The sequence below is a fragment of the Methylobacterium sp. A54F genome, assembly GCF_053346035.1.
In genome coordinates, this window is record NZ_JBKFBF010000158.1 from 1 (window position 1) to 299 (window position 299).

The window sequence follows — 299 nt, forward strand, 5'->3', positions numbered from 1 at the left end:
GGGTCGCCGAGCGCCTCGCCGACGCGGTCGGGCCGGAGACGGAGATCGCACCGCTCTACGGCGCGCTGACGCCGGCCGAGCAGGACCGGGCGGGGGCGCCGACGCCGGCCGGCCGCCGCAAGGTCGTGCTGGCCACGAGCATCGCCGAGACCTCGCTCACCATCGAAGGGGTTCGCATCGTCGTGGATTCGGGGCTCGCGCGGGTGCCGGTCTACGAGCCCGGGCGGTCACGAGGCGGGTGAGACCGAGCCCGGGCCTCGCGCGCCTCCGTGGATCAGCGGCGGGGCCGGGCCGGGCGC

General features: G+C 77.9%; 1 pseudogene. It reads left to right on the top strand.

Annotated features, from left to right (window positions below):
• Positions 1-239, top strand: a pseudogene (locus ACLBXP_RS25770) (helicase-related protein); the annotation flags it as partial.
• Positions 240-299: the final 60 nt, after the last annotated feature.